Annotated in this window: 26 protein-coding genes and 1 tRNA gene; 11 read left to right on the top strand and 16 right to left on the bottom strand. The window is 40.3% G+C overall.

From position 1 onward, the window contains the following. Positions 1-6 precede the first annotated feature (6 nt). The 8 genes from QZ289_RS00675 to ruvX all read left to right on the top strand — a co-directional run bounded on the left by QZ289_RS00675 (position 7) and on the right by ruvX (position 5,796). Positions 7-1,215, top strand: a complete 1,209-nt coding sequence (locus QZ289_RS00675; protein ID WP_295698021.1) for an argininosuccinate synthase — start codon at positions 7-9, stop codon at positions 1,213-1,215. A gap of 203 nt (positions 1,216-1,418) precedes the next feature. After that, complete coding sequence (locus QZ289_RS00670; RefSeq protein WP_295698019.1) at positions 1,419-1,568, top strand: hypothetical protein; 150 nt, start codon at positions 1,419-1,421, stop codon at positions 1,566-1,568. A 277-nt stretch (positions 1,569-1,845) separates the two neighbouring features. Beyond that, entirely contained in the window at positions 1,846-2,202 is a 357-nt protein-coding gene (locus QZ289_RS00665; RefSeq protein ID WP_295698016.1) for a hypothetical protein, read from the top strand. A gap of 267 nt (positions 2,203-2,469) precedes the next feature. Further along, a complete protein-coding gene (gene minD / locus QZ289_RS00660) occupies positions 2,470-3,285 on the top strand; it encodes a septum site-determining protein MinD (protein WP_295698014.1) in 816 nt (271 codons plus the stop codon). Next, a complete protein-coding gene (gene minE / locus QZ289_RS00655) occupies positions 3,282-3,527 on the top strand; it encodes a cell division topological specificity factor MinE (RefSeq protein ID WP_295698011.1) in 246 nt (81 codons plus the stop codon). Before minD ends, minE begins: the two co-directional genes overlap by 4 nt. Further along, positions 3,524-4,495: a divergent polysaccharide deacetylase family protein gene (locus QZ289_RS00650; RefSeq protein WP_295698008.1), complete on the top strand. Its 972-nt coding sequence runs from the start codon at positions 3,524-3,526 to the stop codon at positions 4,493-4,495. The genes minE and QZ289_RS00650 overlap by 4 nt, the downstream gene beginning before the upstream one ends. Then, entirely contained in the window at positions 4,495-5,376 is an 882-nt protein-coding gene (locus QZ289_RS00645) for a DNA-processing protein DprA (protein ID WP_295698005.1), read from the top strand. Before QZ289_RS00650 ends, QZ289_RS00645 begins: the two co-directional genes overlap by 1 nt. Positions 5,377-5,385: 9 nt before the next feature. Beyond that, on the top strand, positions 5,386-5,796 hold the full coding sequence (gene ruvX, locus QZ289_RS00640) for a Holliday junction resolvase RuvX (protein WP_295698003.1): 411 nt from the start codon (positions 5,386-5,388) through the stop codon (positions 5,794-5,796). Between the two features lie 52 nt (positions 5,797-5,848). Here the strand turns inward: ruvX and QZ289_RS00635 are convergent, their stop codons facing one another. From QZ289_RS00635 to QZ289_RS00605, 7 genes are all read right to left on the bottom strand, one after another. Next, positions 5,849-6,547, bottom strand: coding sequence for an endonuclease (locus QZ289_RS00635; RefSeq protein ID WP_295698001.1), 699 nt, complete (start codon positions 6,545-6,547; stop codon positions 5,849-5,851). Positions 6,548-6,748: 201 nt separating this feature from the next. Next, positions 6,749-6,970: a YdcH family protein gene (locus tag QZ289_RS00630; RefSeq protein ID WP_295697999.1), complete on the bottom strand. Its 222-nt coding sequence runs from the start codon at positions 6,968-6,970 to the stop codon at positions 6,749-6,751. A gap of 115 nt (positions 6,971-7,085) precedes the next feature. Further along, positions 7,086-8,300, bottom strand: coding sequence for a bifunctional glutamate N-acetyltransferase/amino-acid acetyltransferase ArgJ (gene argJ / locus QZ289_RS00625; RefSeq protein ID WP_295697997.1), 1,215 nt, complete (start codon positions 8,298-8,300; stop codon positions 7,086-7,088). Then, positions 8,293-9,420, bottom strand: coding sequence for a TrkA family potassium uptake protein (locus QZ289_RS00620; protein WP_295697994.1), 1,128 nt, complete (start codon positions 9,418-9,420; stop codon positions 8,293-8,295). The genes argJ and QZ289_RS00620 overlap by 8 nt, the downstream gene beginning before the upstream one ends. 8 nt (positions 9,421-9,428) lie before the next feature. Next, the gene (gene rpmB, locus QZ289_RS00615; RefSeq protein ID WP_295697991.1) at positions 9,429-9,617 is read right to left on the bottom strand and encodes a 50S ribosomal protein L28; all 189 of its coding nucleotides are present in this window, start codon (positions 9,615-9,617) and stop codon (positions 9,429-9,431) included. 74 nt (positions 9,618-9,691) lie between these two features. Continuing rightward, entirely contained in the window at positions 9,692-10,666 is a 975-nt protein-coding gene (locus tag QZ289_RS00610; protein ID WP_295697989.1) for an efflux RND transporter periplasmic adaptor subunit, read from the bottom strand. A gap of 12 nt (positions 10,667-10,678) precedes the next feature. Then, a complete protein-coding gene (locus QZ289_RS00605; RefSeq protein WP_295697986.1) occupies positions 10,679-12,028 on the bottom strand; it encodes a TolC family protein in 1,350 nt (449 codons plus the stop codon). Between the two features lie 65 nt (positions 12,029-12,093). Between QZ289_RS00605 and QZ289_RS00600 the strand changes: the two genes are divergently transcribed. Then, positions 12,094-12,951, top strand: coding sequence for a TIGR02757 family protein (locus QZ289_RS00600; protein WP_295697983.1), 858 nt, complete (start codon positions 12,094-12,096; stop codon positions 12,949-12,951). Here the strand turns inward: QZ289_RS00600 and QZ289_RS00595 are convergent. Genes QZ289_RS00595 through fabD form a run of 5 tightly spaced genes read right to left on the bottom strand, consistent with a single transcriptional unit; the run spans position 12,940 to position 16,000 of the window. Next, positions 12,940-13,365: a type II secretion system protein gene (locus QZ289_RS00595; RefSeq protein WP_295697980.1), complete on the bottom strand. Its 426-nt coding sequence runs from the start codon at positions 13,363-13,365 to the stop codon at positions 12,940-12,942. The genes QZ289_RS00600 and QZ289_RS00595 overlap by 12 nt on opposite strands. Further along, positions 13,352-13,825 (bottom strand): prepilin-type N-terminal cleavage/methylation domain-containing protein, encoded by a 474-nt coding sequence (locus tag QZ289_RS00590; RefSeq protein ID WP_295697977.1) that lies wholly within the window; start codon positions 13,823-13,825, stop codon positions 13,352-13,354. Before QZ289_RS00590 ends, QZ289_RS00595 begins: the two co-directional genes overlap by 14 nt. Continuing rightward, on the bottom strand, positions 13,822-14,337 hold the full coding sequence (locus QZ289_RS00585) for a histidine phosphatase family protein (protein ID WP_295697975.1): 516 nt from the start codon (positions 14,335-14,337) through the stop codon (positions 13,822-13,824). Before QZ289_RS00585 ends, QZ289_RS00590 begins: the two co-directional genes overlap by 4 nt. 10 nt (positions 14,338-14,347) lie before the next feature. After that, complete coding sequence (locus QZ289_RS00580) at positions 14,348-15,040, bottom strand: 5'-methylthioadenosine/adenosylhomocysteine nucleosidase (protein ID WP_295697972.1); 693 nt, start codon at positions 15,038-15,040, stop codon at positions 14,348-14,350. Positions 15,041-15,061: 21 nt separating this feature from the next. Further along, positions 15,062-16,000: an ACP S-malonyltransferase gene (gene fabD, locus QZ289_RS00575; protein WP_295697970.1), complete on the bottom strand. Its 939-nt coding sequence runs from the start codon at positions 15,998-16,000 to the stop codon at positions 15,062-15,064. A 183-nt stretch (positions 16,001-16,183) separates the two neighbouring features. Here fabD and QZ289_RS00570 point away from each other — a divergent pair. Together QZ289_RS00570 and eptA are read left to right on the top strand one after the other, a co-directional pair. Beyond that, a tRNA-Ser gene (locus QZ289_RS00570) sits at positions 16,184-16,274 on the top strand. A 352-nt stretch (positions 16,275-16,626) separates the two neighbouring features. Further along, positions 16,627-18,984 (top strand): phosphoethanolamine--lipid A transferase EptA, encoded by a 2,358-nt coding sequence (eptA, locus tag QZ289_RS00565; RefSeq protein ID WP_295697968.1) that lies wholly within the window; start codon positions 16,627-16,629, stop codon positions 18,982-18,984. 695 nt (positions 18,985-19,679) lie between these two features. Here the strand turns inward: eptA and QZ289_RS00560 are convergent. From QZ289_RS00560 to QZ289_RS00545, 4 genes are all read right to left on the bottom strand, one after another. Beyond that, entirely contained in the window at positions 19,680-22,061 is a 2,382-nt protein-coding gene (locus tag QZ289_RS00560; RefSeq protein ID WP_295697966.1) for a TonB-dependent receptor, read from the bottom strand. 171 nt (positions 22,062-22,232) lie between these two features. Then, on the bottom strand, positions 22,233-23,123 hold the full coding sequence (locus QZ289_RS00555) for a J domain-containing protein (RefSeq protein ID WP_295697964.1): 891 nt from the start codon (positions 23,121-23,123) through the stop codon (positions 22,233-22,235). A gap of 187 nt (positions 23,124-23,310) precedes the next feature. Beyond that, positions 23,311-23,856 carry an isochorismatase family protein gene (locus QZ289_RS00550; RefSeq protein WP_295697961.1) on the bottom strand — a complete coding sequence of 182 codons (546 nt, stop codon included), beginning with the start codon at positions 23,854-23,856 and terminating at the stop codon, positions 23,311-23,313. Between the two features lie 21 nt (positions 23,857-23,877). After that, entirely contained in the window at positions 23,878-25,077 is a 1,200-nt protein-coding gene (locus QZ289_RS00545) for an acetate kinase (protein ID WP_295697958.1), read from the bottom strand. Between the last annotated feature and the right edge of the window lie 10 nt (positions 25,078-25,087).

The raw sequence follows: 25,087 nt of genomic DNA, 5'->3' as shown, positions 1-25,087 counted from the left end.
TGGCAAATGGCAGCAATTAAAAAAGTCGTTTTAGCATATAGCGGTGGGTTAGATACGAGTGTAATCCTCAAATGGCTAGGAGATAATTATCATTGCGAGGTGGTAACTTTTACCGCAGACATCGGGCAGGGTGAAGAGGTAGAACCCGCACGAGAGAAGGCATTAAAACTTGGTATAAAGAAAGAAAATATCTTTATTGAGGACTTGAGAGAGGAATTTATCAGGGATTTTGTTTTCCCTATGTTTCGCGCTAATACGATATATGAGGGTGAATATCTGCTAGGCACAAGCATCGCGCGTCCTTTGATTGCTAAGAGATTGGTAGAAATCGCCCAAAAAGTCGGGGCGGACGCTATCGCTCACGGAGCCACAGGCAAAGGCAACGACCAAATGCGATTTGAAATCGGCGCGTATGCGCTTAACCCAGATATTAAAGTTATAGCCCCGTGGAGAGAGTGGGACTTGAATAGTCGCGAGAAGCTCCTCTCGTATGCAGAATCTGCAGGGATTCCCATTGAGAAAAAGGCAAACAAATCGCCCTATTCAATGGACGCAAACTTACTCCATATTAGCTATGAGGGGCAGATTCTAGAAGACCCAAATGTGGAGCCTGAAGAGGATATGTGGCGATGGAGTGTCTCACCTATGAATGCCCCAAATGAGCCAGAGAGTATAAGCATTACCTTTGAAAAGGGCGATGGTGTGGCGATAAATGGAGAGCGTTTAAGCCCGGCGGCATTTTGGGGCAAACTCAATGAGCTAGGCGGGAAGCACGGCATTGGACGACTTGATTTAGTAGAAAATCGCTATGTGGGTATGAAGTCTCGGGGCTGCTATGAGACGCCCGGCGGGAGCATTTACCTTAAGGCTCATCGTGCCATAGAATCTTTATGTCTTGATAGAGAGGAGGCGCATTTAAAGGATTCTATTATGCCTAAATATGCTGAGCTTATTTACAATGGCTATTGGTTTAGCCCTGAACGTGAGGCGCTTCAAGCTCTAATCGATAAGACACAGCAAAGGGTAAGCGGGGTAGTGCGGCTAAAACTCTATAAGGGCAATGTGATAGTCATTGGCAGGGAATCTAAAAATTCACTTTTCAGTGCGGCATACAGCACCTTTGAGGAAGATTCTGTATATAATCAAAAGGACGCGGCAGGGTTTATTAAGCTTAATGCCCTGCGTTTTATCATTGCTGGTAAAGCGCGAAAGTAAAGTGAATAAGTGCTTTAAATAGATATTTCTTGCCTTTATTTTATGCGTTAATGCTCTCCTTGCTTCACTATTTGAGCTAATCAGGGCAAACTGCATATTGTGAGCTATCACTTTATTTTTAGCCTTAGTGAATGTGGAGAGTGGTTTGGTGGAGTGGGGTTATATCGAACATATCAAAAAAGAGCAGCAAAGACCCATTCCCTATGCTAAATGTAGAATCTGCAAATAGCAGGGCTTGTCTTACAAATGCCACAAGTAAAAAGCGACAAAGGCAATCGTATGAAATCGCTATGAGCGAGGTGTGGCTAGGCATTTTTGAATCTATTCCTGAAAAAGCGAGAGCTGTTGCATAAATATGAGCTCAAGGCTTGTGCGTTAGATTCCGCTTTTGGTTGCCGTGTGCTAGGGATAAGCTATTGAGCTAAAAGATAGCAGGGTTGCTATAATCTCTCTATGCTTTATGAACACGCACAAGGACTAACACAAGATATTATATAAGCAAAGCGATATAGCGCACTTGCTTGTGAGTATGGTTTTAAGGCAGGATGTGAAAACCTAAAGTTTTTAGAGCAATCCAGCGACACAGAGAATCTTAATGAATATGGCAAAGTCTATCAAAAGCATTGTGAGATGGGGCTAGGTATAGCGTGTGGGAACTTAGTGTTTTATTATTATCAGGATATATCAGGCGTGAATAAGAATCGCACAAAGGCGCGAATGCTGTTGCAAAAGGGTTGTGAATCGCAAGATATACATCGTTGCTATCAGCTGGAATTGTGGGAAATGCAGGGGCTTGGCAGGGTAAGAAAGGATAGCAAAAGCCCTAGAGCATATTTACAGGCTTGTGGGAGTGATATAAAGGCAAATTGTAAAACTTTGGCAAAGCTTGGTGAGAATTCTCAACATACCTATAAATGTGAGGTAAATGTGGAAAATATCGCTCGTAGTGCGTGTTTGATTGCTGGGGAATCTATGAGCACGGCTTAGAATCTGTAAGAGTGATGTTTCTTAAGTATTAAAATACTATAAAAAAGCTTGTGATAGCGGATTTGATGTAGGCTGCACCCATTATAATAAGGCGAAGTGGAATAGATAATGCTTATAAGATTACAACAATATGCTACAAAAACTAAAACATACCCTCATATTTTAACAATCTTTAGTGTGTAAGGCTTTAGCCTCACTTTAAGGGTTATGGCGGGCGCAGTGTCGTGGTATTTACAGGTGGCATATTAAATCCTATGGGAGTGAGATATGGCACAAGTGATTACTATTACTTCAGGCAAAGGTGGTGTAGGTAAATCCACTGCTACGGCAAATCTAAGCGTAGGCTTGGCTATGCAGTTAGAAAAAATAGGCAAAAAGGTCGTGGCGGCGGATTTTGACATCGGCTTGCGGAATCTTGATATGCTACTTGGGCTAGAAAACCGCATCGTATATGATGTAATCGATGTGATGGAGGGCAAATGCAATCTCTCTCAAGCCCTCATTAATCACAAAAAGACAAAGAATCTCTATTTCCTTCCAGCTTCACAAACTAAAGATAAAACTATACTTGATAAAGATAAAGTAGGCAAACTTATTGAAGCGCTAAAGGCAGAGTTTGATTATATTTTGATTGATTCTCCTGCGGGGATTGAGGGGGGATTTGAACACGCCATATTATATGCAGATAGGGCATTGATAGTCGTTACACCAGAAGTTAGCTCTGTGCGTGATAGTGATAGGGTAATAGGTATTATTGATGCAAAATCCTTTAAAGCACAGCATAACGAGCAGGTGGAAAAGTATATTATCATTAATCGTATTAAGCCAGAGCTTGTCAAAAAGGGTGAAATGCTAGATGTTGATGATGTGCTTAATATACTTGCTCTGCCTCTTATTGGGCTTATACCAGAGGATAACAAGATTGTAAGTGCGACAAACACAGGTGAGCCTGTCATTTATACGCAATCCCTAAGCGCCAAAGCCTATATGCGCGTTGCAAGGAGGATTCTAGGAGAGGAAGTAGCCTTTGAATCCTTAGAAAGCGAAGGCGTAATAGGAGCATTAAAAAGGATTTTCAAATGAATTTGTGGGGAATGTTTAATAACTCGCCAAAAAGTGCTTCAATGGCAAAAGAGCGGCTTACGCTTGTTTTATCACACGAGCGAAGCGCGAATCTCCCCTATCTAGAGGATATGAAAAAAGAGATTTTACAAGTGGTGCAAAAATATACCCAAACAAAAGAAAGCGATATACAATTTAGCACTAATAGCAATCAGCATATCAGCACATTGGAAGTGCAAATCACATTAGGGAAAAAACAATGAGAATATTATATTGCTTCATTTTTGCTTTATGCTATTTAAGGGCAGATTCTGTTGTGAATGTCGAAACTCTACGAAATATCGCTACAAAAGTGAGTAGCCACCCTCTTGTTTCAAGTGTGCAGAGGGCATTATCTCGCTTTCATAATGATAATTTTATCGATATAGGAGAGAATCTTAAGACACAGATGTGGGAGAGTGTGCAAGTGCCTCAATCTTACACCTCGCAACCCTATGTAGCTAAGGTTTATGATAAACCAAAGGTTTTGCTCATTATGGATGATCTTACAAGCTTAGAGCAAATTTACAAACTAGAGCATTTAGGGCTAAATATCACACCCTCAATTTTCCCTAGAACAAGGCATAATCCTACCACACCAAAACTTGCAGAATATCTTAACAAAAAAGGCAAAAGCTTTATGGTGCATCTCCCGCTTGAGGCACAGCAATTTTCTCAAAGTGAGTTAGCCCCCATTCGTGTAGGTGCAAATAAAGAAGCGATAAAACACGCTCTTATAGGAATCAAGGCAGATTTTCCTCATCTTGTGTATCTTAATAACCACACTGGCAGCAAATTCACTCAAAGCTATGATGATATGCGCAATCTCCTAGAAGCCTTTGATGAGCTTAATTTGAAGTTTATCGATAGTGTTACCACAAGCACCCCTGTAAGCGAGAGAATTTCAATGGAGCAGGATAGGCTTATTATGGCACGTGATGTGTTTTTAGACAATGAAACACATATAGCCTATATCAAGGCACAGATTCGCTCTCTCATCACTAAAGCCCAAAATAAAGGCTACGCGATTGCTATTTGCCACCCTAATAGCGGCACATTTCAGGCATTAGCCCAAATGAGTGATGAAATCAAAGAGGAAATAGAGCTTATCTCACCTAGTGATTTAGAAACTTATTTAGTTGCTAATAAAACTCTGCGCTATGTCCGCGCTCCATTTACTCGACCCAATTAATGCAAACATACATAGATTCTATATCCTTTAAAGAGTTATCCTTAAAAGATATGCCTAAAGGTTTGCAGCAGCTGCCTAATCCTCCGCAAAAGCTATATTACTGCGGGTCTTGCGAAGCACTCAATAATCTTTTAGAATCTAACCTAGCTGTAAGTACCACCCATAAAGCCACCCAGACAATCACCTCCAAACCCATTTCACAAATCGCTCCAAAAATCGCTATTGTCGGCTCACGCAAACCCAATCCCTACACAAAATCCTTTGTCGCTACTTTGGCTACTCGTATTGCTAAACATAGTGGTATAGTGGTAAGCGGTGGGGCGCTGGGCGTGGATATTATCGCTCATACTTATGCCTTTCCACGCACGATTATGTTTTCTCCCGCAGGACTAGATATCATCTATCCTAAGAGCAATGCAAAAATGATAAAGCAAATGATGGAGCAAGCCCTCGTAATGAGCGAATACGATAAGGGCTATATGCCTCATCAATACAGCTTTTTAGATAGAAATCGCCTTGTGATAGGCTTAAGCGATTATGTGGTGATACCACAGGCAGATATGATGAGCGGCTCTATGCAGAGTGCACGAATCGCGATGAAGCTTAACAAACCGCTTTTTGTGCTACCTCATCGCATAGGTGAGAGCGAGGGGACAAACCACCTTTTAGCGCAAGGCAAGGCACAGGGTATATATAATATAGATGATTTTATAGAATCTATATTTGGGGCGAGTGTGTCGCGGTGTGATGATGAGGTTTTGCTCTTTTGTGCAAACAACCCTAGCTTTGAGGAGGCTTTTGCGCGATTTGGAGAGAAGATTTATGAATATGAATTAGAGGGCAAAATTATGCGAGAATCTGGCACTATCCGTGTGCCTTAGGGAGAAGTGATGAAGTTACTAGCGTGTGATGTGGGGCTTAAACGTATAGGATTAGCGATATATAAAGCGGGTATTGCCTTTCCATTAGAGCCTATTATACGCTTCAATCGACATCAAGCAGCAAGCGACCTCGATAAGATTCTGTGTGAATATGAGATAGAGCAGCTTATCGTAGGGCTACCAAGTGGCGGTGAATCAGGACACACAGAGATGATGCAGCGCATAAAGCATTTTGTGGGATTGCTGACCTTTAAGGGCGAGATATGCTTTATCAATGAGGATTATAGTAGTATTGAGGCTTTGGAATCTCTAGCATATATGAAGCGGGAGAATCGAGCAAAAGCACAAAAAGATGGCAGGATAGATTCCCTAAGTGCATGTATTATCCTAGAGCGGTATATACAATCTATCAAGTGCTAATATATCGCGCAAAGCAAGACTACATAGTAGGTTTAGCTAATAAGTGCAGGAATCAGGGTAATGCTCCTTGAGTTCGCAAAAGCCGTTTTTCATAATCACTTGGTGGATAGAGCTTATCCCATTTACGCATAAGGCTTTCCTCTTCTTTGGAGAGCCTTATATCATAACGTTTGCTCATATAAAGATAGATTCGAGCGATAATTCCCCTACTCTCTACTCTGGGATAAAATTTCTTCGTTTTAAAGTCCGTATATACTTCACAAGCCCCATATTGCGTATAAGATATATCAATAGGAGGCTCATCAAAGCTAAAATTGTTCCTATCGGCATTAATCTCGCCAATAGCAGGGACAAGATTCCGCATATCTGCCTCCATTTGCCTAAACTCCTTATCTTTAGCACAAGCCTTTCTTCCGCCATTTTGCCAACAAGGCAATGTGTTACCAAAGCGATGGGCTGGCATAATATGTTCAAACTCTATCCTTTGAGCACGGACATTTGGCTTATTTGCTTTGGTTAGAGCATTGCGTGGGGTATAGTCCTTTGAAGGAAGGATACGCAAGGTATCTGGTTCAAACTCCACACCACAATAAAATTCCTCTCTAAAGTCTTGCTCCTTATAGGCTTTTTGCAGGGTTACTTTACTTTGTGAGAAGCTAAGCGGGGAGGCTTGGAAACTCTCTTGCGGATTATAAGAGGCACAGGCACAGAGTAAAAAGGCAGCATATAATGCAAAGAAAAGAAAACGCAAATTTACCCTTATATTGAGATTGTCTAGCATACCTATAGCTAGGCTTCGTGTGAAGCTTAGATTCCAAACCTTAAGAATTCGCTCAATAAAAAAGATAACATCTTAGCCATAAGATTTGCTTCCTGTGAGAGAATACTCCCTAGCTAGTTGTAGCAGTATAGAGACATAGGCTACGAGGCAAGGAGGCGTAGCGGCGCTAAATTAATGACTCTTGCGATATTCTAAAATCATCGCATACGCTTCATCTTTGAGGCGCAATTTCTGCTTTTTCAACACTTCAAGCTCCATATCATTCATTAGCTCCTCGCCATCTTCAATCTTTTTGATTCTATCATCAAGCTCATTATGCTCATCAAAAATCTTTGCAAAATGCGCATTGCTCGTCTTTAACGCGGTAACCTCATCTCTATATTCGTGAAACATACCTACTCCTTGTGAAAATAAATTAAGATTCTATTGTAAGATATTTTTGGTAATAGCCTATCACTTCGGGCGATATTACGCTGGTCTTTATGGCAAATTCCTCTAAAATGAAGCATTAGCTTCTATAATCGGCATTGATTTTGACATATTCATATCCTAAATCACAGCCATACGCGACAAATCGCCCTTTCCCTTTGCCTAAATCGCAAGTAATCCTAAAACTTTCTTTCTGCATTACCGCTGCTGCCTTAGATTCCATCTTCTCATCAAAGCGAATCTCCCCTCTATCAAATACCACAACATCATCAAAGGCAATACTCAATGAATCTTGTGCGCATTCCACACCACTAGCACCTATCGTAGAGGCGATTCTCCCCCAGTTTGGGTCTCCACCAAAAATGGCGGTTTTCACTAAAAGTGAGCTTGTGAGGGCTTTTGCTGCCTTTATCGCTTCTGCCTCATCTTTTGCACCTTTGACTTCAAAGGCTACAAGCTTACTCGCGCCCTCTCCATCGCGCACCATATCTGTGGCAAGTTTGTGCAGGAGCATTTTGAGAGCTTCTTTAAACGCTGCTTCATTATATGTCCCGCTGCGTCCATTGGCAAATAAAAATACAGAATCATTGGTGCTTGTATCGCCATCTACGCTAATGGCATTAAAGCTATGTTTGACACATTCACGCAAGATTCTATCTCCAGAATCTGCTGGAAGTGTGGCATCTGTGGTGATAAAGCATAGCATTGTGGCAAGGGCGGGCTGTATCATACCCGCGCCCTTTGCCATCGCCCCGATACAAAAGCTCTGCCCATTTGGGAGATTAACTCTTAAGGCGATTTCTTTGCTAAAGGCGTCAGTGGTGCGTATGGCATCAGCGGCTCTTGTGTGGGCTTTATTATCCCTATCGTGGGGCTTAAATAATGCAAAAGATTCTATAATTTTTGCCTTGGGGAGATACTGCCCTATCACGCCTGTGCTAGACATAATGGGATTTTGTACAAAAGGAAATTGCGCTTTGAGAGATTCTAAAATTTCACACACATCTTGTATGCCTCTCTCACCTGTCATTGCATTTGCATTTTTAGTCGTAATCAGCACAAAATTACTTGCTTTGCCTTGCACAAATCGCTTAAAATGTGTGATAGGAGCGGCTTCAAAGGTATTGCTTGTAAAAAGTGTAAAAGGTATCAAGGCATCTTCACTATACAAAAAGGCTACATCAAGTGCCTTGCTCCCATCGGGCAATGCAGCCTTTAGCCCCGCGCTCACACCATCAGCATAGAATCCTTGCGGTGCGTTGATTCCGCCCTTGATAGGAATAATATCAAACATAATCCACCTCTTGGGGTTTTTGCTTTTTCATAATCAAACGTTTAGTGGAGCGGATATTCTCACTCGCGCCTATCACAAGGAGTTTGCACTCGCTTGAGACAATTGTATTGCCATTAGGCATAGTGATATAGGTGCCATCTTTTTGCGTAAGTCCCACCACAGAAACATTTGTAACATCGCGGAAATGCGCTTCTTTAAGCTTTTTTAGCACAAGCCACGAATAGCGAGGAACGATAATCTCCTCTAAATCTAAGGGCGTATCGCGGTGGTAAAGAAAACGTTCTAGTAGATTCTCCATATCTGGACGCACCGCCATAGCGGAGATTCTCTGTGCCATAAGCTTAGAGGCAGAAATCACAGAATCACAGCCCAACTTCCTTAATTTCTTATCCTCCTCTTGGGAATTTGCACTAGCGATAATGTAATAGGGTTTGCGCCCTAGCTCCTCCTCAAATAGTCGCGCACTCACTACCATTGTGATATTGTCCGCCGCATTTTTAGAAAAGCTCACAATGCCCTTTGCACTTGAGAGATGAGACTTTAGCATAGCGATATGCGTATGTGGGTCATCGACAATATAATAGGGATATTTGCATTTTTGCGCTTGGGATTCAAAATCGGGAGAATTATCCACGACAACAAAGGGGATATGGGATTCTAAAAACTGCTGGGCGAGTTGTATCGTAAATTCATTATGATAGCAAATCACATAATGATTTTGCAGCCGCGCGATTTTGTAAATCATTTTCTGCTCCTTAATCAATTTAATGAGTGTGCCATTATTGATTACACTCATAATAAACGCCACGCTAAAGGTTACCACTCCCGCACCGCATACCATAAGCACTGCTGTGAAAATAATCGTAATCGTGCCAAACTTATCCTCTCCTAATGAGCCAAAACCAGTATTTGTAAAGGTATAAGAGGTTTGAAAAAATGCCCTCATCAAGTCATAATCTTCTAATATCAAATAGCCTAAAGTGCCAAAGAGGAGGAAAAGCTGGACAAGAATAAGCGGGAGGCGAAAGGGCTTGAGCTGCTGATATAGTTCACTAGAGAGGGAAATATCGGGCTTGGGGTTATTACCCCAATGAATAAGGTTCTTAAACTTTCTTAGCAAGATGAGAATTAAGAGTATTTTTTCATCGTGCGTAAAGTAGAAGCAGCTACCTTAACGCGCACCTTTGTACCATCTTCAAGCTTGAGGGCGATACTACGGAGATTGGGGAGGGAACGTCTCTTTGTTTTGTTATTAGCGTGGCTTACATTATTGCCTACCATAGGACCTTTACCTGTGAAAAAACATTTTTTTGCCATAAGCTTACCTTTATGTGGGATCAATGAAATAAGCTTAGGATTCTAATAAAACTTAGCACAAATCTACCTTAAAGCTAATCAATCAGCACACTCATACCCACACGTAAGCCCTCAATATGTGATAGAGGGTGGGCTTCTACTGCAAAGGTTTTGACATCATAGCCTTTATGTGCGCTTGTAGCTCTCCAAGTCGCAAAGTCTCCCATCACAGAGACAAATGTTACTTTAAATTCCGCCTCTCTCTCAAGTGCAGGGATATATGCCCTAAAAGTGCTATCTTTAGCAAAATCCTTTAAGCGATATTCTGGCACAGCAAAGCTAATCCACGCCTCATTCATATCAATCATTAGCACAACAGGGAATCCACTCGGGGCAAGCTCTCCCTCGTGTAGTAAGATATTGCTTACCTCACCATTTGCTGGGGCGATAGCCTGTGTATCTTTGGCATAGCTTTCTACTTCATTGACTTGCCCTGCGGCAGCGTCTGCTTTAGCTTGGGCGGCGATTTTCATCTCGTTACTTGCACCATCAAGGGCGATTTTATACTGCTGATAGGCAGCATTTTCATTATGCTTGGCGGTTGTGTAGTTTGCATATGCTTCATCACGTCTTTGCTGACTTACTACACCATCTTTATAGAGAGATTCTATGCGCTCATAAGTGCTTTTAGCAAGATTTGCCATCGTCTTTGAACCTTGCCACACATCTTTTGCACTTTGAATACTCTCTACTCTCGCACCCTGCTTGGCCTCCGTGCTTAAAGCTTGAGCTGCTTCATATCCTGCCTTTGCCTGTTCTATCTTAGCTTGAAGCTCGGGGGAATTAATGTTATATACTAAATCGCCTTTTTTGAGCATATCACCCTTTTTGACAAAGATATTTTCCACACGACCAGCTACTTTAGAGCTAATGGCATATTCTCGTGCTTGCACTTGTGCATAGATTCTGTCTTCTTTAGGTTCATAGGCGCGTTTGAAGCTAATAATAAGCCACACCACAAAACACAAAGCGATTAAAACAAGTGCTACCACCTTAAGCGATCTTTTCATTATGCTTCTCCATTAATTAAAAAAAATATAGAATCTCTCCACCTCTCCACTCAAGGCTAAAAGCCTTGAAAGCGCGATAGCATAGTTATATGCCACACTTTGCCTTTCAATAAGGGCGAGCGAAAGGGCATTTTGCGCATCGCTTACCTCTGCGCTTGTGCTCATACCTTGCAAAAACGCACTTTCTCGCAATTTGAGATGTTCCTTAGCGAGTTCGACAGAGGATTGCAGACTAAAATATTGGGTTTTATAAGAAAGCACCTCATTATAGGTTTTTTCACATAATGTTTTTAAGTCTTTTTTTGCTTGAGATGTGGTGTATTGCGCCTCTAGGGAGGCGATTTTACTTGCTTGATATTTTTGAATTCTCCCATTTGGGCTAAGGAGCGACCATCTCGCCCCGATACCCACATACCAGTGCGGCATAGCCTTATCTAATAAAGAGCTATTATCATTGACTATATAGCTACCAAAAAGCCCTACATCAGGCAAAAAAGAGGCAAATTCAATATGGCTTAGCTCATCAGCAGATTTGATTTTATTATTCATCATTTGCAAGGCAGGATAGATTTCAAGCGACTTTTGGATGAAATAATCTACATTTTGCAGCAGCGCATCGGGCTTAATATCAATGCTTGCTATCAGTTCAAGTGAAGCATTAGAATCTCTGCCTAACATCGCATTAAGCGCCATATTGGCGATTTTGAGATTATCATTTGCTTTTTGCATATCAATGCTTGATTTATCATAATTCACTTGTGCTTGAAGCGTCTCTAAACGGGCAATTTGCCCCTTTTCTTGGAGTTTGAGCGCATTTTGATAATGCAGTAAATGCCCCGCATTAGCCTCTTCTAGCGTATGCAGAATCTGATTGGCTAATACCGCACCATAATAGAGCTTTGCACAATCCTCAAAAAGACTTAATTCTTTAAGCTTAAGTGCAAGAGTGGCATCTTCAAGCGCGATTTGAGAGAGCTTATTGGCATAATATTTTTTTCCGCCGCTAAAAATGGGATAGATAATATTAAGTGCACCAAAGACAATATTTTCATCCTCTAAGGTAATGCCATTAAAATGCGACAATAAGGGAGCAAATATCGGGTTATTGAGGGATTGGGCGTTTTGCACTAGATTGAAATTCATCGGCTCTTGCAGACGGATATATGCGGCATTAAGCGAAATTTGAGGGAGGTAGAGCATTTTTGTCGCGCTTCTTAGTTTTTCTTGTTTATCTAGCGCACTTTGTGAGCTTTTTAGCCCATCATTATGCGCTAAAGCCTCTGTATAGGCAGATTCAAACCCTAAATATTCCGCTTGTAGAAGATTTACAAATACCACAAGCATAAGGAGGTATTTCCTCATTTTTTGCCTTTTATGTTAAAATTATCCCGATTCTAACTCACAAATATCAATAATCAAGGAATAGTATGCAAAAGCTAAAGACGATACTTGAGGAGTATTATTCATATAAAAATACGCCCGATGAATTAAGTGAGGAGAAGCCAGACCCGCTATTTGTAGCAAAAACATATCAACACAAGCCCTATACTGCAGAAATTGCCCTTATATGTGCTCTACTTGCTTATGGCAATGCAAGGGCGATTGTCAAAATGCTACAAAGCCTTGATTTCACACTTTTAGAATCTGTGCGCAAGATTACTCAAAGCGATGAGAGCATATTTCCCTATTATAGATTCCAAACTCAAGTAGATATAAAAGCACTCTTTCATATTATAGCTCTTATGTGCGAGAATGGAGGATTGTATCCACATTTTCTACAAGCCTATAAAAACGCGCCTATTAATAGCGCTTTATGGGATAAAAGCAAGAATGCCCATCACGCACGAATGCTCTATGGGATTTATGAGTGTATAGAGATACTTTATCATTATGCAAAAACGGCTCATTTGCCCTTAAGCAAGGGGCTATGCTTTGCGCTTGGGACATCACATAGCGCGTATTTAGTGGCTAAAAATAGCATTCCTTCTCACACCTCCGCGCTGAAGCGGTGGAATATGCTGCTTAGATGGCTTGTGCGTAAGGATCATATAGATATGGGGATTTGGCAGGAGATTTCACCCTCACATTTGATTTTGCCCCTTGATACACATACTTTCACGCTTTGCATTCACCTTGGAATCTTGCGCTCCCGCGTATATAATTTGCAGAGTGCCCTACAAGCGAGTGATAGCCTTGCTCTTATGTGTGAAGATGACCCTATTAAGTATGATTTTGCTCTCTATCGTTTGGGGCAGAGCGGCAAGTATAAACATTTATTTATCTAAGATTCTATCGCTAAAGTCCTTACACAAGGGAGTGGAGAGATTGCAGGATATTTTTGGATTAACTTCTAATGTGGGAGGCTCTAGGCTGAAAGCAAGGCTTTGTGTGCCAATGGTAGCGATGATTTGATGTGATTGTATGTTAAAGCCACATTGTGGGGTGTTTGTCTGCGATAAATATGATAGAATCCTTTGTGGATAGGTTATGTCAATAGATTCCGCACGAATGAATGTATCCGTATAGTAAGCACTTAGGGCATTTTGGGTATGTGTAAGCCTAGCCTTAAGGTGTAAAAGACATTGTTTAGATGTGATATACCCTAGATAACGTATCCCTACACTTGCCATAATGGCGATAATAACAATAATACATAATAGTTCAAACGCGCTAAAAGCCGCCCTCTTAGAATATCGCATTTGAGGTGCTAAGCGGCACTTCTCTACGCGCTTGATGTCGCTCAAGGAGTTTAGTGCATAATGTAGAATCTGCCTTTGGCTGCACGAAAAATACTAACTTGCCATTTTCCTGCATTAATGTAATGCAGTCATTTTGCACATCAAGCACACCATTTTTGGCTAAACGTACACCATTGCTCTGTGCTACCCAACGCGAAGGGCTTAGACCAGCAAGCTCTAGCATTCTTATCCCATCAATATTGCTAGGCTCAATATTTTGGCTAAACACTTCTCTTTGAATAGCATTAATAGCACTCACAATATCATTTTCTACAGCGATAAGCTGTGCGTCTGAACGCGTGAGTGAAAGGCGCGGAATGGCGATAGCAGCAAGGATTCCAAGTATGATGATGACAAAGACAAGTTCCATCATACTAAACGCATCACGTCTTTGCCCTATATGCAGTAGTTTGCCTTTCATTTATAATCTTCAAGCATAAAAGGCGGGATAATAAAATCAATCACACCGCTTCCCTCTAAGGAATCTTTATTAGCGCTAATAACAAATCGCATTAGTACACCCTTTGGCACAAGGGAGTGAAATGAGGGGCAAAGATAAGTCGCAAAGCTCTTTAAATCCGGCTGATGTCCTACAATAAGCACATTTGAAGCCTTTTGAAAAGCCTTTGTTTGCGTGAGTTTCATATATCCATCAAGCCCATAATCAGGTGAAATATCCTCACAAATCACAATAGAATCCGCATCAAGATACTTTTTTAAAGGCTTAAGTGTCTGCTGTGTGCGTTTAGCAGGGGAGCAAAATACCATATCAAATTGCAAATGTTGCTTTGCAAAATGTGCAATATCTTTGCTTTGGCTTTTTCCAAGCTTACTTAATGGGCGGAAAATATCGCTTTTGTCTTTTTTATTTTTCAATCGATATTCCTCCCTGCTTATTGTATCAGCGTGTCGCAAAAGTGTGATGGTCTGCATTCTCTCTCCTTTAAACTAAAATGTGTTCGCACATTGATAGCACAAAATCCGCACTACGTTTTGCAGAACTCTCTAAGAACTCATCAAAGTTTATATCCGCGCTACCATCGGCACTATCGCTAATAGAGCGCAAAATACAAAATGGAATCTTACACGCATCGCATACCACCGCCACCGCTGCACCCTCCATTTCTACAGCTATGGCGTTAAATTGTTCCATAATCCAGCGCTTTTTTTCAGTATTAGCAATAAAGCTATCGCCTGAAGCGATAATACCCTCTTTTAACGCAATGCCCTGTGCTTTAGCAATCTTTTTGGCGATGTCATTAAGGGTGGGAGAGGATTCTATATAGAGCTTACTCTCGGGGATAAAGCCAAGCGGATGTCCAAACGCGCTAATATCCACATCATATTGACATAGCTTACTTCCAAGCACTAAATCGCCTACTTTCAAATCCGCGCTTAAGCCCCCCGCCACGCCACTAAAGATAATCTGCTCACAGCCAAATTTTAGAATCATCACACTTGCGCTTAGTGCTGCATGCACCTTGCCAATCTTGCTATAAGCGACAAAGATTCTGTGATTGTTTCGGGTAATTTCATAATAAATATTGCTGCCTATTTTATGCTCTTTATAAGTGCCAAATCGTGCTAATAATGGAGTGATTTCCTCAACCATTGCTCCAATAATGCCAATTGTCATATTTACTCCTTTATAGAATCTTTATACGTTACTTTTGATACCCTCGATACATTCTTTTAAACTCGTTAAATTGCTTACATTCCACGTAGGCACTTGACTGAGACGTTTGTTCAGACCGCGCAAGACATTGCCATTGCCAAATTCAATAAAGGTATCGATTTCATCATTAAGCTTTAAGATAGATTGCTTATATAGCACAGGTTGAGTGAGCTGGCTACTCAAAAGTGCCTTTGCCTGTGTCTTTTGGGTGTAAGTTTCAAGTGTGGCATTAGAGAGAATAGGGGTACTTAAGCTTTCGTTAAGGATTTCCTTTAAGAGTGCTTCAAATGGCGCGGTGGCAGATTCTAACAAAGGACAATGGCTTGCCACAGACATAGGCAAAAGTAGGGCGCGTTTAGCGCCTAAGGCTTTGAGATGGGATTCTGCTGCGCTTAAATCATCTTTGCTCCCGGCTAGGACAACTTGCCCATCGCCATTATAGTTCGCACACCAAATACTTTTACCTGCTTGCTGAGATTGTTTGCAAAACTGCTCTAGCTTCTCATCATCAAGCCCCACGACAACCATCATTCCTGCATTTTTACCCTCACACGCCTTAGCCATTAGCTCCCCTCGTTTGTGGATAAGCTTTATTCCATTTTCAAAACTCGCTCCATCGCTTAGCACCACCGCACTTACTTCACCAAGTGAATGCCCCATCGCCACACTTGGCATAAGCGGATATTCACTTTGGAATACGCTATGGGCGATAGCACTTACAAGAAATATCGCGGGTTGCGTGTATTGCGTGAGATTAAGCTTATCATTTTCCTCAAATAGTAGCTGCTTCATATCCATATTTAAGGCAGCAGAGGCTCTCTCAAATAGCTCCTTTGCTACGGCAAAATTTTCATAAAATTCCTTACCCATACCTACGCTTTGCGAGCCTTGCCCGGGGAAAATAAACGCATATTTTTTCATCACAATCCTTTTGTTGTTAATATAAAAATGCTTTAAAGATTCTAAGGATTGTAGCAAAAAGCATATAAATTTTTGCAATTTTAGAGATGATTCTTATAGATTTAGATATAAAGGTGTTAAGTGTATTTTTATGATTTTTGCATATAATAGCGTTCTTTTTTGCCCCTATGACAGATTCAATACGGACAGGTGGGTGAGTTGGCTGAAACCACATCCCTGCTAAGGATGCGTAGTCGCAAGATTACCGAGGGTTCGAATCCCTCCCTGTCCGCCACCCCCTTGAAAAATACTTACATAGAGAGACTCTAAAGGCAAAAAAGATTTGCAAGGGTAAGGAATAGCTTACCTATACTTAAAGAACTTATCTCGATATTTGTGAAAAAAATCAAAGTTTTTATGTGCTAAATATAGCTATAAAGCACCAAAAATTTTAGCTTTTTGAAGTAAAGATACAAGATAAATATAATTTTCTAGCTTGCTGAGGGTCTAGGTTAGAATCTAAGCAAGGGCATTTAGATTCTTATGAATTTAATAATCAAATTGCACCAAAGATAAATAACAATAAAACTACAATAAATTCTATTGATAATTTGTGTATAATCCCAGCTATGAATAAACAAGTCAGTATGAATTTTGCCAAAGTGAATTTATGGCATTTAGGCGTCGTAATAAGTACTTTTGTCTTATTGTTGGGTATGTTAAAAATCTTTGGTTGGAGTGAGCCGGAGGTATATCCACAGATTCAAAAGGATATTTTTTTAGCCATCAATTCGCTTTGGTCCAATGTCCCATCTCTCGCATACAATCTTACCCAACTCGGTGATGCGAGTGTAGCATTCGCACTCTTACTAGGGTTTTCACTTGTCGCACCTAAGCTTTGGGAAGCACTCATAGCAAGCTCCTTGCTTTCTCTTGTGCTTTCTATATTGTTCAAGACAATCTATGCAATGCCGCGTCCAGCACGTATTTTTGACAATACTTTTAATATCATTGGTGAGCGACTCACAGGCGTAAATAGCTTACCATCAGGGCATTCGATTACTATATTCACAATACTTTCTGTGCTACTTTTTGCTTTTATGCCAAATACTCGCAAATGGCGTTTGCCTTTTATCATAAGTATCACTCTCTTAGGTGTATTTGTGGGGCTTTCACGCGTGGGCGTGGGAGCACACTATCCGCTAGATGTCCTTGTGGGTGCGTCTCTTGGGTGTGTGTGCGGAGTCTTTGGCGTGCTTGTGGCAAGCAAGACGCGTATTTTTGCTTGGCTAGATTCACGTTTTGGTTTGCTTATTTTCGCTACTTTGGGTGGAGTTGCTGTCGTGATGGCGATTTCAAATATCAGCAAACATAATCTTTTGGTATTTTATCTTGCACTTATTTGTGCGTTAGGCTGCTTATTTATGATACTCCATAAATATTTTACTAACACTCAAAGATTGGATTTACAATCCACACCCACTAGAGCTAATCCTATCGCCTTTATTTTCGTCATTTCCGCACTTCAAGTAGCATTTTTTCATTTTCCTTTTTTAGGATTTGTGCGGACAAATCTCGCTTTAGATTCACTAAGTGCAATTGTGCTATTTGTCTCACTCGTGCTATTTTTGTTCGCACTTACTACACTTATGCCACTCTTATTAGCACTCATCTCTTTCAGGCTCACCAAAATATGGTTTGCGCTTATCTCAATTACAAACGCCATAGCGGTGTATTTTGTCTCTGTATATGGAGTGTTTTTGGATAAAACGATGATGGGCAATCTCTTTAACACAAATCCAGCAGAAGCAGGAGAGTTTCTATCTTTAAAAATGGCACTTTATATAGTTATACTAGGTCTTCTCCCAGCGTGCTTTCTACTCTTTGAAAAGGTGGCAAGACCTACGCGCAAATCACTTACTAAGAGCTTAGGCTTGATATTTTTTGTGCTTATTGTGCTTACTGGAGTTAATTTTCAGAATCTATTGTGGCTTGATAAATACTCTAAACAACTTGGCGCACTTATTATGCCTTGGTCATATATAGGTAACTCAGTGCGGTATTTTCAAGGGGAACTAGCAAAAAACAAAAAAGAAATTCCACTCCCTGATGCACACATTGCAAATGACAAAAAATCTGTAGTCGTGCTCGTAATTGGTGAATCTGCACGTGCAAAAAACTTCTCACTTTATGGTTATTCACGTAATACCAATCCCCTCCTTTTAGAAGTGTCAGGACTCCGACATTTTTATGCAAAATCAAGCACGACATATACGAGCGCATCTGTGAAAAATATGCTTTCATACAAGGATAGTACGAATCTATATGAGATATTGCCAAACTATCTTGCACGCACTGGAGTGGATGTGATGTGGCGTTCGACAAATTGGGGTGAGCCTCCACTTCACCTACCCAGTGAAAATATTATGCGATATCCGCAACTTGCAGAGAAATATATTCATCTTAATGATAACTATGAGTCTGCACTTGTGGCGGGACTAACTGAGGATATTGAGTTAGCAAAATCGCCCAAAGTGCTTATTATCATTCATACAAGCACGAGCCATGGACCAACATATTATAAGAAATACCCTCCTCAATTTGAAATCTTTAAGCCTGTGTGCAAAAGTGTCGAACCAAGGGGATGCTTACAGAGTGAAATTATTAATGCGTATGATAATACAATCCTCTATACTGATTTTTTATTGCATTCAGTCATTAGTCAGTTAAGCAAACTTGATAAATACGACAGCACAATGATTTATGTAAGTGATCACGGCGAGAGCTTGGGTGAAAATGGTGTATATATGCACGGGATACCATTAGCATTTGCACCAAAGGAGCAATATGAAATACCATTTTTTGTGTGGAGTTCTAATGCCAGTAGGATTAAAGATTTGAATGAAGCAACACACTTTCATATCTTTCATAGTGTTTTGACATTTTTAGATGTAGAGAGTGAAGTGCTTGATGAAAAGATGAGCATATTTACTAAGAAAGAATAGCAAATACTAGCGTTTGTATAATGTTTGCATTTTTGGTAAAAACTTCACACAAATAATAAATATAAAATCAACAATGCGCAATATCTCCTCCTCAATACTTTGTTGATATTCTTCATTATTATGTGCATTCCTTTTGATAGGTACTAGGTATCAGGCTTTATTAATTGCGTTCATAGAATCTTTTAGATTCAAAAATGTATTTAAAAGGAGTAATTGTGCTATTAAAAGAGAATTTGACACAAGCAAACACAGGGTAAAGAATCACCGCAAAAGGTTACGCCGTAGCGTATAAAAGCGATACCTTTAAGCCCTTTAGCTTTTCCCGCCACGCGCTCGGCGAAAATGATACTCTCATTTTAAAGCATCGTAAGGGTAGTGAGCGGGTAATCTAGCAAACGATATATAAGGGGGAGTGAGAAGCATATCTTTGAGCACTGATAACTAAAGTGTAGCCTTAGTTATCAGTGTGTTCTTTTGCTCTTGCGGGATTTCATCTAAAAAAACTGCGTTTTTGCAGGAAGTTTTACTTTGTCCCCGTAGCTTCGCTATTGCGAGAGTATATCGGCAAAGCCTTTTATAAGTGTGGATAAGCACTTCATGCGTATGGCGTTGAATGGTGTAAATGGGGGGGGGGCTTAGCTCCCATTTACAAGAGCTTTGTGGTGCAAAGGATAGCAGCAGGGGCACAATAGTATCTAAAAATCCATTTGCACGGAGAGATAATACCTTCTGCCCTCTCTTATGTAGTTATAGGCAGAAGTGTAGGTAGTGGTATTGTTGTTAGTATAGGGAATATAATTAATAAAGTTAAAATTAAGCAAGTTATAGATGGCAAGGTTAAGACGCAAATTGTCTTTAAACTTATAATATCCGCCTGTATGCGTTAGATAATAAGGATCATAAAATTCTCCTGCAGCACGTGCTTGAATTGCTATATTGCCTCTCCCATTGGGATTACCACGATAGATTCCATCTTTATACTCTTCTCTTATATACAATCCCCATTTTGGTGTATCATAGTTAAGAGAGGCATTCAAGATATGTAAAGGCACATTTGTAAAGGCTATGCCTATATCTGCAGCAGTATTGCTTTTTGTAATCTCTGTGTGATTGTAAGTATAAGCTGCGCTCAAGCTTATACCACCATAACCTACGTTGATTGGCTTTATCCCCACAAACACTTCTGCTCCATAGCTTAGTGCTTCATCGGCATTGCTATAATAGGAGCAATTTCCGCTTGTAGCTTGGCAGGCAATACCTAAGGTAGGGATAATCTGCCCGTTGGTAATATTACCGCCCAAACCACCTGTTTGATTGATTTTATCTTTAAATTGAATATAGAATCCTGTAAGAGAAGCGGAGAAATAATCATTATCGCTTAATATTGAGAGCTCATAATTCACGCTAGATTCTGGCTTTAAGTTTGGATTCCCATAAGTGGGGTTTGTGCCTGAACCTGAATAACTTACAATATCCGCTACAAGCTGATTGAGGCTAGGACTTTTGTAGCCTGTGGAGATACCGCCCTTAATGGTTAGCTGATCATCAAGCACATTATAGGCAAGATAGGCGCGTGGGCTTATGTTTGAACCAAAGATAGAATTAAAATTGCCCCTTACACCTGTGGTTATGAAAAGCTTATCAAAAAGGATAAACTCCGCCTCGCCAAAGAGTGCGCTAATATGCTGATGAACATTTGCATCGCCTGTGGAAACTTTGAGGAGATTATCATTAAAGTTATTATACCAATACCTCCCTCCCAAAGTGGTGTTGATACCAAAAGATGAGCCAAGATTCAAAAAGAGATTGCTCTTATGGTCTAGTATTACATCTTGATTAATCAGCTCCCTGCTATCTCCTGCATTTACACCATTAACAGAGCTAGTAGATAAGCCGCTGGCTGCATTTTGAGGGACAAATCGCCCGGCATTATTAGTAATATTATAGGTTAGCGAAGTATCGGTTGAAAAATTGGAGAGAAGCCCACTAGGATTAGCAATATAGCTTCCATTATGAGCGAGGACAACATTGCCACGATAGATATTGTATTTTTTGCCATAACCGCTATTTTTCTGGAAGGTTAAATCGTCCCAAGACACATTAAAAGAGTTTGCATTACGATTGCTCATTACTAAGCCTTGTGAGTTATCATAGCTTTGCTGTGAGTAGTCAATGTCTAAATAGACATTATTTTTGGGCTTTTTACCAACAGATTCTGTGCTGCTCCAATTAATCCTCGTGCCTACATTGTAGATTCTACCCGGTGCAGAGCCTACAATTTGCGAGGCGGTGGCTGAAGTGGCATTATTTTGTCCACTATTGCTTGTAACGCCTGTGTGATTTGGGGCTACGGCTAAATCGCTATTAGATACGCCATCGCGGGTATAGATTCTACTGCGTAATATTAAGCCCAGAGTTTTAGCAGTATTAAGTGGACCTGCGGTATAGAAATTAATACTTTGGGTATTGCCAAAGGGGCGAGATTCTTGAAAAGTGTAATCATAGGTGATATTTGAGCCCCATTGTTCATAATTTTTCTTTGTGATGATATTTACTACACCGCCAATAGCATCACTTCCATAGAGTGTGGAGGCAGGTCCTCTAATCACTTCGATTCTTTCAATCGCACTGAGTGGTGGCATAAATGAGGTTACAGAATCTCCAAAGCCATTAGGGAAAGTGCTAGAATCTGCATTTACTCTTTTGCCATCAATGAGAATGAGTGTATAAGCTGTCCCCATACCGCGAATAGAGATACCATAGCCTCCGGTTTTGGTTACACCAGAATCTATGCTTACGCCGGGCACATTAGCTAAGGCTTCGGCTAAGTCTCTCACAGGGCGGGATTGTATATCTTGTGGGGTTACTACAGAAATAGAGGCAGGGGCGATATTTAAATCCTGCTCAAAACCAGAGGCAGTAATCACAGAGCGACCAAGATTTATGCTTTTGAAGGGTTCTTTTGCTGGTGAGTTGTTATATGCCCCCCCCCCCCTCACTTCACTGCTTTGAGAATCTGCCAAGAGACTCGTGCATACAAGCAATGCAGCGGTGAGGTTGAAATACGATTTATTCATATATACTCCTTGAAATTTTGGGTAACATTCATACAAATAATAAGAATGATTTGTAATAGTATGGAAAAATGGCTAAAAATAAACTGAAAGCAAAGTGGAAACAAAAGCAATAGACGTATAATTCAAAAATAAGAAGCAGATTTATAGTATTAGAGAGTGATGAGGGATAATTTAGCTTGCGCGCAGATATTTTTTGATTTTCTCATACGCTTCTTGAATCTTTCTAAATCGATCATTATAACTTTCTATGATATGCGCTTCTTGCCCAAAGACATTGTCAGGGTGATATTCTTTAGCAAGTTTGAGGTAACTTTTTTTTACTTGCTCAAAATCATCTTGATAATGGCACTCTAGTGTCATATAACAGCCACGCAAGATTCTCTCCTCATCGGTAAGGAAAGAGGATTCAAAACTCCCTAATCCTCCACGATTGGCAAAACTATCATAATCAAAGTCCAAAATTACATTATGGATCACCTTAAAACTAATAAGATTCATAATGCTATCCCAAAAATAAGGCTTTGTGCTATCTAAATAAATTTCATTTCTATCGCAACCTACATAATAATCTTCGAAAATATTTGCAATATAGCGCCTTGCTACATTGTTGGCTTTATCCATTCTAAGCATCACGCGCTTGGTATTAAGAATCCGCAAAGCGATTTTTACACGCTCTATCAGAGCATTTTTATTCACAATTTTAATGCGTATAGGCAGATAGGTAAAATCAAGCAGATATTTTAAATCCTGCAGAGGCTCCTCTAGGGGTGTTTGTATGGATTGCACCTCATCTTGGGCAGGGGATTGGTTTTCGGGGCTGTCTAAGTTATCAAGGAGATGATGGATTCTTTGATGTTTTTCATCTTGCCCAAAGGCGTGATAAGCCCAATTCACAAGATAATCTTTTTTAAAGCGCTCTCCATCATCTAAGATTAAAATTGTGCGTGATAAGCGGTAGCTTTTGGAAAAATATTTTTCAGCATACGCGAGGGCTTTATGCAAGAAGTCGCTTTCTTCTTCAACGGTGATTTGAATATAGTTTTGTGTAAGCGCCACATTCATTGTAGGGTCGAATCCTCCGTATCACTTCTTTAAATACTATTATATTATAACTTTCAAAAAGCAAAGTTAATTCCTTTGTCGGGGCTCATAAATTTGTGAGTTGATAAAACAAAGATTATGTTGCATTGTTTGCCTCGGTAATGATGGACTACCGAGGGTAGAGAGATAAGATGATAATAAAAGAGAGCTATTTTACAAGTGTGGATATGGCTTTAAATGATGGGTGCTTGCAATCACCCAAGATTCTAAAAAGAATAGATTCACTAGGCAGCACTTCTATACCTTGAGCGTGGAAAAATGCTAGAGCAAGTTGGTAGTTTTGCACCTCTCTTGAGCTACACGCATCAGCAGCAAGGAGGCATTTATAGCCTAGATTCTGTGCTTCTATAATGCTTTGCAAGACGCAAATATGGCTTTCAATCCCAAAGAGAATAAGCATTTTTGCCTTGCTTTGTGCGATATATTGAGCGATTTTTTCATCGCCAAAAATACTAAAATGTGTTTTTTCTAGTATTTGTGCGTGAGGAGGAATCTTTACTGCATTATGCGTTTTGCCTAATCCTTTGGGATATTGTTCGGTAATAAGTGTGGGGATATGCAGTTCTTGGGCAGATTCTAAAAGTATATTAGTGCTTTTAATAAGCTTTTCTTTATCCGCCATCACCCCTACTAATTTTTCTTGCACGTCAATGCAGATAAAAAGCATTTGCTCTATTTTGAGTATATTTTGCATAGACTTCCTTTGAAAGTTTATTTAGAGTTGAGAAACGATAGTTTTTGTATCTCTAGCGATGACAAGTTCTTCATTAGTGGGTATCACGCACACTTTTACTTTAGAATCTGCCGTAGAGATGATGGCTTCTTTGCCACAAATATTATTTGCTTCTTCATCGAGTTTGACACCCAAAAATGCGAGATTATTCACAATCATACCGCGTATGAATTTTGCATTTTCTCCCACACCAGCGCAGAAGCTCACCGCATCAACACCATTCATCGCCGCACAATACGCCCCTACATATTTCATCACACGATAGGCAAAGGCAACCCGTGCGAGTTTAGCGCGTTCATTCCCCCCTAAATCTGCATCAAGCAAATCTCTAAAATCACTTGAAAGCCCAGAGATTCCAAGCACACCGGATTTTTTGTTAAGGATATTAAGCAGACTTTGAATATCTAAATCCTCGCGCTTAGAGATATACTCTAAAATCGCAGGGTCTAAATCCCCACTTCGTGTCCCCATAATTAAGCCCTCTAGCGGTGTAAGCCCCATACTTGTATCCACGCACTCGCCATTTTTAATAGCTGAAATTGATGAACCATTCCCCAAATGGCAGACGATAATCTTAGAATTATAATAATCAAGCCCTAAAAATTCGGCAGTTTTTTGTGATACATATTTATGACTCGTCCCGTGGAATCCATATCTACGCACTTTATGCTTCTCATACCATTCATAAGGCACACCATAAATATAAGCTTTTGGTGGCATAGTTTGATGAAATGCTGTGTCAAAAACTACAACCATAGGCGTGTTTGGCATTTTCGCTTTACACGCCTCAATGCCCATCAAATGTGCAGGATTGTGTAATGGCGCGAGATCAGAGCATTCTTTAATGCGATCAATCACATAATCATTGATGAGTACAGATTCTTTGAAAAATTCCCCCCCATGAACTACACGATGCCCAATGGCGTGAATATCTTCAAGTGAGCTAATCGTGCCATATTCTTTATTGATAAGCGATTCTAGCACCATTTCAATGGCTTTAGTATGGTTGGGTATAGGCTCTTTTTGCTCATATTTTTTTCCTGCAGCATTTTTGTAGTTAAGCACACTGCCATCAATACCGATTCTATCGCATATACCGCTTGCTAAAACCTTCTCTGTATCAGCATCAATAAGCTGAAACTTTAAAGATGAACTTCCACAATTAACGACTAAAACATTCATTTTTTCTCCT

The organism is uncultured Helicobacter sp. (assembly GCF_910577135.1).
Classification (GTDB): Bacteria; Campylobacterota; Campylobacteria; order Campylobacterales; family Helicobacteraceae; genus Helicobacter_C; species Helicobacter_C mastomyrinus.
Note: the sequence above shows the minus strand (reverse complement) of the source record. Positions and strands in the feature narration are given on the sequence as shown.

Bases quoted from the DNA above. Each gene is read 5' to 3' on its own strand.
- QZ289_RS00650 (WP_295698008.1), top strand. From the start codon at position 3,524: ATGAGAATATTATATTGCTTCATTTTTGCTTTATGCTATTTAAGGGCA.
- QZ289_RS00595 (WP_295697980.1), bottom strand. From the start codon at position 13,365: ATGCGATATTCTAAGAGGGCGGCTTTTAGCGCGTTTGAACTATTATGT.
- QZ289_RS00600 (WP_295697983.1), top strand. From the start codon at position 12,094: ATGCAAAAGCTAAAGACGATACTTGAGGAGTATTATTCATATAAAAAT.
- eptA (WP_295697968.1), top strand. From the start codon at position 16,627: ATGAATTTTGCCAAAGTGAATTTATGGCATTTAGGCGTCGTAATAAGT.
- QZ289_RS00590 (WP_295697977.1), bottom strand. From the start codon at position 13,825: ATGAAAGGCAAACTACTGCATATAGGGCAAAGACGTGATGCGTTTAGT.
- QZ289_RS00630 (WP_295697999.1), bottom strand. From the start codon at position 6,970: ATGTTTCACGAATATAGAGATGAGGTTACCGCGTTAAAGACGAGCAAT.
- QZ289_RS00605 (WP_295697986.1), bottom strand. From the start codon at position 12,028: ATGAGGAAATACCTCCTTATGCTTGTGGTATTTGTAAATCTTCTACAA.
- argJ (WP_295697997.1), bottom strand. From the start codon at position 8,300: ATGTTTGATATTATTCCTATCAAGGGCGGAATCAACGCACCGCAAGGA.
- QZ289_RS00555 (WP_295697964.1), bottom strand. From the start codon at position 23,123: ATGAATGTGGCGCTTACACAAAACTATATTCAAATCACCGTTGAAGAA.
- QZ289_RS00670 (WP_295698019.1), top strand. From the start codon at position 1,419: ATGCTAAATGTAGAATCTGCAAATAGCAGGGCTTGTCTTACAAATGCC.
- fabD (WP_295697970.1), bottom strand. From the start codon at position 16,000: ATGAAAAAATATGCGTTTATTTTCCCCGGGCAAGGCTCGCAAAGCGTA.
- rpmB (WP_295697991.1), bottom strand. From the start codon at position 9,617: ATGGCAAAAAAATGTTTTTTCACAGGTAAAGGTCCTATGGTAGGCAAT.
- QZ289_RS00610 (WP_295697989.1), bottom strand. From the start codon at position 10,666: ATGAAAAGATCGCTTAAGGTGGTAGCACTTGTTTTAATCGCTTTGTGT.
- ruvX (WP_295698003.1), top strand. From the start codon at position 5,386: ATGAAGTTACTAGCGTGTGATGTGGGGCTTAAACGTATAGGATTAGCG.
- minE (WP_295698011.1), top strand. From the start codon at position 3,282: ATGAATTTGTGGGGAATGTTTAATAACTCGCCAAAAAGTGCTTCAATG.
- minD (WP_295698014.1), top strand. From the start codon at position 2,470: ATGGCACAAGTGATTACTATTACTTCAGGCAAAGGTGGTGTAGGTAAA.
- QZ289_RS00545 (WP_295697958.1), bottom strand. From the start codon at position 25,077: ATGAATGTTTTAGTCGTTAATTGTGGAAGTTCATCTTTAAAGTTTCAG.
- QZ289_RS00580 (WP_295697972.1), bottom strand. From the start codon at position 15,040: ATGACAATTGGCATTATTGGAGCAATGGTTGAGGAAATCACTCCATTA.
- QZ289_RS00585 (WP_295697975.1), bottom strand. From the start codon at position 14,337: ATGCAGACCATCACACTTTTGCGACACGCTGATACAATAAGCAGGGAG.
- QZ289_RS00645 (WP_295698005.1), top strand. From the start codon at position 4,495: ATGCAAACATACATAGATTCTATATCCTTTAAAGAGTTATCCTTAAAA.
- QZ289_RS00675 (WP_295698021.1), top strand. From the start codon at position 7: ATGGCAGCAATTAAAAAAGTCGTTTTAGCATATAGCGGTGGGTTAGAT.
- QZ289_RS00550 (WP_295697961.1), bottom strand. From the start codon at position 23,856: ATGCAAAATATACTCAAAATAGAGCAAATGCTTTTTATCTGCATTGAC.
- QZ289_RS00560 (WP_295697966.1), bottom strand. From the start codon at position 22,061: ATGAATAAATCGTATTTCAACCTCACCGCTGCATTGCTTGTATGCACG.
- QZ289_RS00665 (WP_295698016.1), top strand. From the start codon at position 1,846: ATGGGGCTAGGTATAGCGTGTGGGAACTTAGTGTTTTATTATTATCAG.